A 9,030-nucleotide genomic window follows, 5' to 3' on the forward strand; every position below is an offset into this window, starting at 1 on the left:
ACACCCCACACCCCACACCCCACACCCCACACCCTACACCCCACACCCTACACCCCACACCCCACACCCCACTTCCCACTTCCCACTTGCATCTTAGGTTAAACTTTAATTCCTAGTACCTGTGTATGGGTTCCCCGCGCTTGGGTGACACCGATGGTTCTTTCGGAAGCTTCAATCATCGGCCGACGCAAACTAACGACAATAAATTGCGCTTGTTGTGCTTGTTTTTGAATCATTTTGGCCAATTTCTCCACATTGGCCCCATCTAAAAACATATCCACTTCATCAAACGCATAAAAGGGAGAAGGACGATATCTTTGTAGGGAAAAAATAAAGCTTAAAGCGGTTAAAGATTTTTCACCCCCAGACATGGAACTTAATCGCTGTACTGGTTTTCCTTTGGGATGTGCCACCAGATTTAAGCCACCATTAAAGGGGTCATTTTCGTCTTCTAGTTGTAAGTAACCATCACCATCGGACAGGGTGGCAAATATATTCTTAAAGTTTTCGTTAACAGCAGTAAATGCTTCCTGAAAAGCATTAAATCTGAGGGTGGTAAAGTTTTCTATCCGTAAAAGTAGTTCGGTTCTTTCACCTTCTAGAGTTTGCAGTTTTTCTGATAGTTCATCTAATCTCTCTTTAGTTTTTTGGTGTTCTTCTAAAGCTAACATATTGACAGGTTCTAAAGCTGCTAATTTCTTTTGTAACTGCCGAATATCGCTTTGAATTTTCTCGAAATCTCGATCGCTTTCAGGAATTTCGGGCAAGGGATTGGGTAAGTCGCTTTCTAGTTGACTAATTTCTGTCTGTAAAGTGGTTAGTAATGCTTGTCTTTCCTCTTGATTGTTGACTAACTTTTCCGATTGCCAGATAGCCTGTTGTTGCCGGTTTTGTTGTTGTCGCAAAACTGTCTCTAATTGATCTCTTTTTTGCTTGGTTTCCCCTAGTTGTTGCGATAATTGCTGTAAAGCTTGATTGATTTCTAAAATATGGCGATCAAGTTTTTCTATCTCCAGATTACCGATATTTCTCTGATTAACTGCATCGGTAATTATCCTGTCAATCTCAATAATTCTATCCCCAGACTCTTGACTTTTTTCCTCTAGTCTGATTTGTTGATTTTGTAGGTCTTTTAACTGTTCGCGGACTGTAGCGAGGTGATTTTCTTGGGTTTGTAACTCTAATTCTTGAGCGCGAATTATTCCCTGCACCTGTTGCCATTTGCTATGGGTATGATTGGCCTCTAAAGCAGTTAATTTCTCCTGTTCTTGCTGTAAGGATAACTCTAACTGAGGAATTTCTCTAGTTAATACCTCTAACCGTTGACTAGAAATACTAATTTCCTCTTGCTGTCCCGATAATTGACGGGTTAAATCCTCTTTTTCTGTGGTTAAACGTTGTAAATCCTTGCTTAATTGTTGTAGAGATAATTGATTTTCCCGATGACTTTGACGGGTTTCGGTTAACTGTTGGGTTAACTGACTGATAAGATGATTAACTTGGGTAATTTTTTCTTCGTTGCGGGTAAGAATGCGATCGATTTCTGCTAATCTTTCCCGTAGAGATTCCGCTTCACTAGACTCCTTCGGAGAAATTTTACCAAAACGCAGCCCCGATCGCGTCGGTTGGCTGCCTCCGGTCATAGCGCCAGTCATCTCTAATAACTCGCCATCCAAAGTAACGATGCGATATTGATTGATATAATAACGGGCAGAATCTATATCCTCGAAAACCACGGTACTGCCAAAAATATAGTTAAAAACCTCCCGATACTGGGATTGAAACTTAACTAAATTCACCGCTAAATCCAGATAACCCCGCGCATGACGCAGAGAGGAAATATCCTGGGGACGGGGAGGACGAATTTTATTCAGGGGTAAAAAAGTGGCGCGACCGATGCGACGCTGTTTTAGCAAGGCAATTCCGGCAGCCGCAACGCTATCATCTTGGACGACTACATGACCTAAACGACCTCCGGCGGCGATTTCAAGAGCAATTTGATAACGTTCCTCTACTTCCCCCAATTGTGCCACTAATCCGCAGATTCCGGGCAAATCTGACTGTAATAATATTTGAGTAGCATAGGTTCCCTGGGCCTCCTGTTGCGCTTGCTTGGTCGCTTCCAGTTTATCTAATTCCCTCTGTTTGTCCCGTTGTTCCTTGAGCAGACGTTTTTGGGTGTCCTGACTGATGACGCGATTTTGTTCGGCAATGGTGAGTTTTTGGGCTAAATTTTGGATATCGGGATCCGATTGATTAATTTTTTGTAATATTTCTTGACTTTCTTCCGTTTTTGTGCTAATAACTTGCTCTAATTCTTGCAGACGTTGACCAGCTTCTACTATATTAGTTTGCAATCGATCGCATCTTTCGGTCAATTGGGCCCGTTGGCTACGGTAGGGGTTTAATTGTTCCTGAAGACGGGTAATATTGCGGGAAAGGTCACTTTGTTCTTTTACCCAAGCTTCTGACGCTTCCGCGAGACTACTTGCTTGCAGACGATGGTTTTCTAGGGTTTCCCTTGCGGTTTGGGTTGCCAGTAAAAGACTGGGTAAAATTTCAGTTTCTAAACGGCTTTTTTGGGCAGTAATCTGATTTAATTCGAGATTGTAGCGATTAATTTCCTCTAAAAGTCTGGTTTTCTGTGTCTGAGATTCTTTTTCGAGGTTTTCTAACTCTTTTTGCCGTTGTTGCTGTTGTTGTCGTTTGGCCTGTTGACTCGCTAATCGGGAAGTCAGGGACAGGTGTTCATCTTCCCCGAAAGCTTTGACCTGTTGATTGAGTTTCTCTAATTCTTGACTATTTTGGGCGATTTGTTCGGATAAATTGGCGATAGTCTCGGTTAAAACCTGTTTTTCCTTTTCCCCAGCTTGAATTTGTTCTTTTACTTGCTGGCAGCGCTGCTGGAGATTTTGCCAATGGAGGACAATTTCCCATTGTTGTTTTTCTTGGACTTGGGCCTTGAGTTTTTGGTATTTTTCGGCTTTAATGCGATCGAGTGCTAATTTCTCGAGAGATTTTTGCAATTCTGTGGCAATAATTTGGCAGCGTTCTTCTCTTTCTTTAACCGAATCGATATTCTCCTTAGTTTTCTCAATTTTGCGGTCAAATTCGGCTACTCCTGCCAATTCGTCGATAATTTCCCGTCTTTCCTTAGCATTCATGCTGATAATTCGGGTTACGTCCCCCTGTAACACCACGTTATACCCTTCGGGATAGATGCGTAAACGGTTTAATTGGTCGTGAAGTTCGCTAACCGTACAGGTTTCCCCATTGATATAGTAGGTAGAAGTATAGCTGCCACCCTTAGCCACTTTTAAGCGCCTAGAAACCGTCCAATCCCTATCGGTTGCGTCGGGAATATCGCTAACATCAAAAGTCACCGAAACACTCGCTTCGGTGCTATGACGTTGACTGTTATAGCTGTGATTGACTAAATCCGGTAATCTTTCGGCCCGCATTCCCTTGGAAGTAGCTAATCCCAAGCAAAATAGCAATGCGTCGAGAATATTCGACTTTCCCGAACCATTTGGACCGGAAACCACCGTAAACCCTGGTAAAAAGGGGATGGGAGTCGTTCCCCCGAAGGATTTGAAGTGTGAGAGTTCGACCTTTTTGATGTAAACCATGGCGATAAGCAAAAATTAGGCAAGCTATCAGCTGTCAGCTTTAATCTATAAGGGATAACTCCGGTTTATCCTTGAAAATATCTTCAGACTTGACCGGAGATGAGTTTGATTAGTTGCGTAGTTTGAGAATTTTATGACAACACCCTTATAGAAAAATATAGCTGATAGCCCCCTTAGATAGCTTGAATCCATTCTTTGACTTGGTACTCTGTCCAGATACCATTTTGCCAGTAGGGGTCCGCTTCGATTAATTCTCGCACTTCCGACTCGCTGGCTGCCTGATAAATTCCGAAAACTTGGCTTAAATCTGCCGTTGGTCCGATAGTAATGAGAATTCCCCGTTCTTTCTGTTGATTTAATCCCTCTAGATGCGCTTGACGATAGGGTGCGCGTTTTTCCAGCACGTTTTCACAATAACTACCCCAGATAACAAATTTCGGCATATTTGACCTGTACTCTCTTGATTTGTTGCTATTTTACGATCGAATCGTCAATCAGGCTAAATCGATATAGAAAAGTGGGGGGGTACACAGAATCTACATTTTACTATAGCGGTGAGTCCCGATTGAAACGCTGAAACGCCTATCTATTATCTATCGATGGATTTACTATACCTCATTAGACTGAAAAACGCTATATATAGATTAGCTAATCCAGATAGGTTTTCTATTGTATTTAAGTAGGTAGGTGGAATTAAATATAAGATGAACATAGGTTGGGTTGAAGCATGAAACCCAACGCCTAACCATTACCATTTGTCCTCCAAGATTAAGTTAGTATAACAAATACAGTCTTCACTCAAAGTTAATCCGTTCTCGTTCGACAACTAAAGGCCTTTTTAAAATTCTCATGTGCATTAAGCCAATGTATTCCCCAATAATGCCGATAAAAAATAGTTGCACAGAAGCGATTAAAAATAGTCCGACAGTAACGGGTGCGGTTCCTAAAGGAAAATAATCCCAGAACAACAATTTGGCGATTAAATAACCTAACGCCACTAGCAGACTCAAGAGGGACAAAGCAAAGCCTAACATGGTGGCCAGTCTGAGGGGAACTTGGGAGTGACTGGTAATACCCAGCATCGCTTCGCTATAGTATCGATAGAAGTTGTAACTACTAATACCCCGTTTTCGCCGTTGTTGTTGATACTCAAAAGAGAAACTTTCAAAACCCAACTCTTCAATGAGTCCCCTAAAATAGGGATAGGGATCGTTAATCTCTCGTAGAACATTAATGACTTTCTGATCGTATAAACCGAAACCTGTAAAGTTTCTAGTAACTTTTATATCTGAAAGATTGTCCATTAAATAATAAAAAATTTGTCTAGCAGAATAGAAAAAAGCTCCTTCTTTCATCGGAGTTTTAACCGCTTTAACAACTTTATAGCCTTCCTCCCACTTCTTGACAAATTCTAGGATTAATGCGGGAGGATCTTGCAGATCTGCTACCATAAAAATAACCGCATCTCCGTAACACTGAAGAATACCATAGTAACCAGAACGAACGGGACCGAAATTTCTAGCATTAACGATGACTTTTATCCCGGGGTCTTTTTGAGCAATTTTTTTTAATTCATCTACAGTTTTATCTTGGGAAGCGTTATCGATAAAAAGATGTTCATACTCATAGTTAGGTAACTGATTAAAGACTTCTTTAACTCGCAGGTAAAGGTCTTCAATATTTCCTTCTTCATTATAACAAGGGGTCATAATCGTAATTTTTTTCATCATCTACTTCCTCTAAAAACAAAGGTTTTATTTAAAAAATAGGAAACAATTGCTAGAGGCAATACTAAGATAGCTTGTGCCACTAAGATATTAATTCCTAGCATCTTAACAATTCGTAAGGATTCAGCATTTAATAAGTAAATCACTAAATAAACACCAATAAAGCGAGTTAGTAGTCGATTATTTTGGTCTTTAAAAACGATAGCTCCGATAGTTTTAAAGTTGAATAATACCCCGCAAATAGTAGCAATAAGTAAGGAATAGCGATAATCTAATCCTAGACGAAACAGCAAGGCAAAGACGGAATAACCAAATAAGGTATTAACTACCCCCACTAACAAAAATCTAACAAATTTACTTTTTTTGATTAGATACATTTTTCTACAATCGTGACATAAAATTTCTAACTTTTTCCTTAACTGAGGCAACATCTAGCCGATGTTCTTGCATCAAATATTGATAAGTTCCGCAAAATTGAGAAAATCGATCTTCAATACCAATGCGACAAATCCAACTGGGATGATAGGTGCTGGCAATTTCAGAAATAGCAGAACCCAACCCCCCATAGATAGAATGTTCTTCCATCACCACAATAGCTTGATATTGCTGACAAATTTCTCTCACTTGTTGGACATCAAGAGGCTTAATAAAAGGAACACTCCACACCCCACTATTATCCCATTCTTGGGCTACTTCTAGAGCCGTTTTAACCATCGAACCTGTCGCCAAAAATCCAAGGTTGCCGGTGCCTGGTTTAACGGGGTAAAGTTTACCCGGCTCAAGGTTAGGTAAAGTCTCATGAATTACCCCTAAATCTGCCTTACCCATGCGTAAATAAACTGGTCTATCACTGTTAAAAGTCCAATTCAGGCATTGAGTCATTTCGGAGGCATCTGCCGGGGAGAGAATCGAGATATTAGGTAAAGCCCTTAAAGCGGCAATATCTTCGGTAGACTGATGACTAGAACCCAGACTACTATAGACCACTCCAGCACCATCTCCAATCAACAAAACCTTTAATTGTTCATAACAAACATCTAACTTAATTTGTTCTAGAACTCTTATCGGCAGAAAAGAACTTAAACCATAAACTACTGGAAAAAACCCCGATTTAGCGAGTCCTGCCGCCACCCCTACCATATTTTGTTCTGCTACCCCCGCATTGATATATTGTTTAGGACAAGCCTGACGAAAATCATCGAATAAAGCATAACCATGATCCCCAGTTAATAATAGAACTCGCTCATCCCCTAAAGCAAATTTGACTAAAGCATCTGAAAAAGCGTTTCTCATAAACTTAATTTATCCTTGTAAACTTGAGGTTCTAATTCGGCTTTAGCTTGGGCATAAATTTCTCGATTTAAGCGGCTATAATGCCAAACATTATTATCTTCCATGAAAGAAACACCTTTCCCTTTAACCGTGTGAGCGATAACAGCTTTAGGACAAGAAGAAGACAGTTCTAATAATTCTTGAAAGACCTGATATAATGCCTTTTCATCATGACCATCTACTTCTCGACAGTCAAAACCAAAAGCCTGGAACTTATCAGCAATTTGACCTAAATTCATCACTTCTTGAGTAGTACCCATCGCTTGATAACCATTAGCATCTACAATGACTAACAAGTTAGATAGTTGAAAATGAGAGGCAAAAAGTAGGGCTTCCCAAATCGACCCCTCATTAATTTCTCCATCCCCCACAAGGGCAAAACAACGCTGTCCGGTTCCTTTAATTTTACTAGCTAACGCTATGCCAACACCCACAGATAAACCATGCCCTAAAGACCCTGAACTTACTTCTAAACCAGGCACATGAGCATCAGATAACCCTTTAAGAATTGTACCATCCCCAAAGTAATTATCAATATCCTTATCCGTTAGCCAGCCTAACTCATACATACAAGCATATTGAGCCATTACTCCATGACCTTTACTGAGAATTAAATAATCTCTGCCGGGGGACTCCGGTTGACCATTCCCTAGATTTAGGTAAGAACGATAGAGAACTGCGAGAATCTCGATAATAGAAAAGGCACAGCCAATATGCACGGTCGAACCAGCAAAGGCCATCCTCAGAACAGTTTGACGGAGTTGATTCGCCGCAAATTTCATGAGTTAAACTCCTCAATGATTATCAGTTTGTGTTAGTCTTTGTTGATACCATGCAAGGGTTTTTTTAATCCCTGTAGATAAATCAACGGTTGCCTTGAGTCCTAATTCTTTTAATGCTCTGTCAGTAGCGGGTACATATCTGGCAATCCGTTGACCTACAACTGGTTCTTGAGCAACAGTGATAGAATTAGGGTGTCCAGCAATTTCCGCCACTGCTAAGGCGGTATCTTTGATGTTGATTTCCACATTTGAACCCACATTATAAGGACGACAAGACTCACCCTTAAATAATATAGTCCATAACCAAATCATCAAATCCGAAGCATATAAATAGGAACGATAGGGGGTTCCATCTCCTTTAATATGAATCGTTTTTCCCTCTAAACTGTCCTTGATAAAGTTGCCAATGGCAAAAGATCCATCTAAAGGTAAATAGGGACCGACAAAGGCAAAACACCTGGCGATTTTTACCTCTATATTATACTCCTGAGCATACAAGACACTCAAGAGTTCTGCGAGTCGTTTTCCCTCTCCATAAACGGAGTTAGGAGAACTCACATCCGGCGCCCCTTGATAACTTTCTGGAATATGACTTATATCTGAGGGTTGTTGACCATAAATTGCTCCTGAGCTAGTTAGTAATAATTTTTTTGTGCCACAATTTTTAGCAAAATCTAGCACTCGCCGAGTCCCTTGTACTGTAGTATCTAGCACAAAAAGACGATCCTCTTGATGTACTAGAGAACTTGCATCCGTTGCCGCATGAATAATATAAGAAAACTCCCCTTTAGGAAACTGAAATGACCTAACATCACCGCTATGGAATTGAATAGCGGGATGATTGGCTAAATGAGGAGCTTTTTGCCTGAAACTATCAGGATTTCTGGTTAAAACCACTGCCGATGCTTTTAAGTCTAGCTGATCATTAGCCCAAATAAAACTTTCCAGAAGCCAACAGCCAAAAAAGCCTGTACCTCCGGTAATAAATATCCGTTGTCCCCGCAATTCCTCCCACAGGGTTTTAGTATGGGCAAGAATGTGATTTAAGTCATTTGTTAGGTTAGGTTGCATCTTCAGCCCCGAATCATTACCAAGATTCCTTCCATGATTTTATCAGCATTTGACAAGTCTCCTACAAGGTTTCTGGTTCAACGCCTAATTCTCTTAATTTTTCAGCTAATTTTTGCCGTAACATTCGCTCCTGTTCGAGTTGATATTCAGTTTGTGCGACTCGTTCACTCCCCCATAATAACAGATTGCCCGACTTATCCCACCAGCGCAACCAATAGGCTGTTACTTCCGCTTTTTTTCCCTGCCAGACTCCCAAAAATAAGTTAATCTCTGCTATCCAATAACGATTGTTTTCATCAGGTTGTTGTTGTTCATACCTTCCTTGATTTAATCGATAAACATCTAATTCTCCTGTTTTTGGCTGAAAAATTCCATAGACAGGTACTTGTAAGATTTGCTCATAAAAATACCATTTTCCATAGGGATAGTGAGGGTTGATGGAATATTCACCCCCTTCGGTTTCCGAGATAAACTCTAGGACGATGGTAG

The 9,030-nt window shown here is 40.6% G+C and carries 8 protein-coding genes; all 8 read right to left on the reverse strand.

From position 1 onward, the window contains the following. Positions 1–98: 98 nt before the first annotated feature. A complete protein-coding gene (gene smc / locus PX481_RS03025) occupies positions 99–3,629 on the reverse strand; it encodes a chromosome segregation protein SMC (RefSeq protein ID WP_288093610.1) in 3,531 nt (1,176 codons plus the stop codon). A 173-nt stretch (positions 3,630–3,802) separates the two neighbouring features. Continuing rightward, positions 3,803–4,072 (reverse strand): YciI family protein, encoded by a 270-nt coding sequence (locus PX481_RS03030; RefSeq protein ID WP_002762776.1) that lies wholly within the window; start codon positions 4,070–4,072, stop codon positions 3,803–3,805. 351 nt (positions 4,073–4,423) lie between these two features. Further along, positions 4,424–5,356: a glycosyltransferase family 2 protein gene (locus PX481_RS03035; protein WP_288093619.1), complete on the reverse strand. Its 933-nt coding sequence runs from the start codon at positions 5,354–5,356 to the stop codon at positions 4,424–4,426. Continuing rightward, positions 5,356–5,733 carry a GtrA family protein gene (locus PX481_RS03040; protein ID WP_150978161.1) on the reverse strand — a complete coding sequence of 126 codons (378 nt, stop codon included), beginning with the start codon at positions 5,731–5,733 and terminating at the stop codon, positions 5,356–5,358. The genes PX481_RS03035 and PX481_RS03040 overlap by 1 nt, the downstream gene beginning before the upstream one ends. Before the next feature lie 4 nt (positions 5,734–5,737). Beyond that, positions 5,738–6,649, reverse strand: a complete 912-nt coding sequence (locus PX481_RS03045; RefSeq protein WP_288093613.1) for a transketolase family protein — start codon at positions 6,647–6,649, stop codon at positions 5,738–5,740. Further along, entirely contained in the window at positions 6,646–7,470 is an 825-nt protein-coding gene (locus PX481_RS03050) for a transketolase (protein WP_288093614.1), read from the reverse strand. Before PX481_RS03050 ends, PX481_RS03045 begins: the two co-directional genes overlap by 4 nt. Before the next feature lie 12 nt (positions 7,471–7,482). Beyond that, a complete protein-coding gene (locus PX481_RS03055; protein ID WP_288093615.1) occupies positions 7,483–8,541 on the reverse strand; it encodes an NAD-dependent epimerase/dehydratase family protein in 1,059 nt (352 codons plus the stop codon). A gap of 61 nt (positions 8,542–8,602) precedes the next feature. Next, positions 8,603–9,030 (reverse strand): Uma2 family endonuclease (locus PX481_RS03060; protein ID WP_288093617.1); only part of this gene is annotated, 428 nt, incomplete at its 5' end.

This window comes from Microcystis sp. M53603_WE2, from assembly GCF_030065435.1.

What these genes read in the sequence shown, in the direction of transcription:
- PX481_RS03050 (WP_288093614.1), bottom strand. Translation starts at nt 7,470, where the DNA reads ATGAAATTTGCGGCGAATCAACTCCGTCAAACTGTTCTGAGGATGGCC.
- smc (WP_288093610.1), bottom strand. Translation starts at nt 3,629, where the DNA reads ATGGTTTACATCAAAAAGGTCGAACTCTCACACTTCAAATCCTTCGGG.
- PX481_RS03030 (WP_002762776.1), bottom strand. Translation starts at nt 4,072, where the DNA reads ATGCCGAAATTTGTTATCTGGGGTAGTTATTGTGAAAACGTGCTGGAA.
- PX481_RS03035 (WP_288093619.1), bottom strand. Translation starts at nt 5,356, where the DNA reads ATGAAAAAAATTACGATTATGACCCCTTGTTATAATGAAGAAGGAAAT.
- PX481_RS03055 (WP_288093615.1), bottom strand. Translation starts at nt 8,541, where the DNA reads ATGCAACCTAACCTAACAAATGACTTAAATCACATTCTTGCCCATACT.
- PX481_RS03045 (WP_288093613.1), bottom strand. Translation starts at nt 6,649, where the DNA reads ATGAGAAACGCTTTTTCAGATGCTTTAGTCAAATTTGCTTTAGGGGAT.
- PX481_RS03040 (WP_150978161.1), bottom strand. Translation starts at nt 5,733, where the DNA reads ATGTATCTAATCAAAAAAAGTAAATTTGTTAGATTTTTGTTAGTGGGG.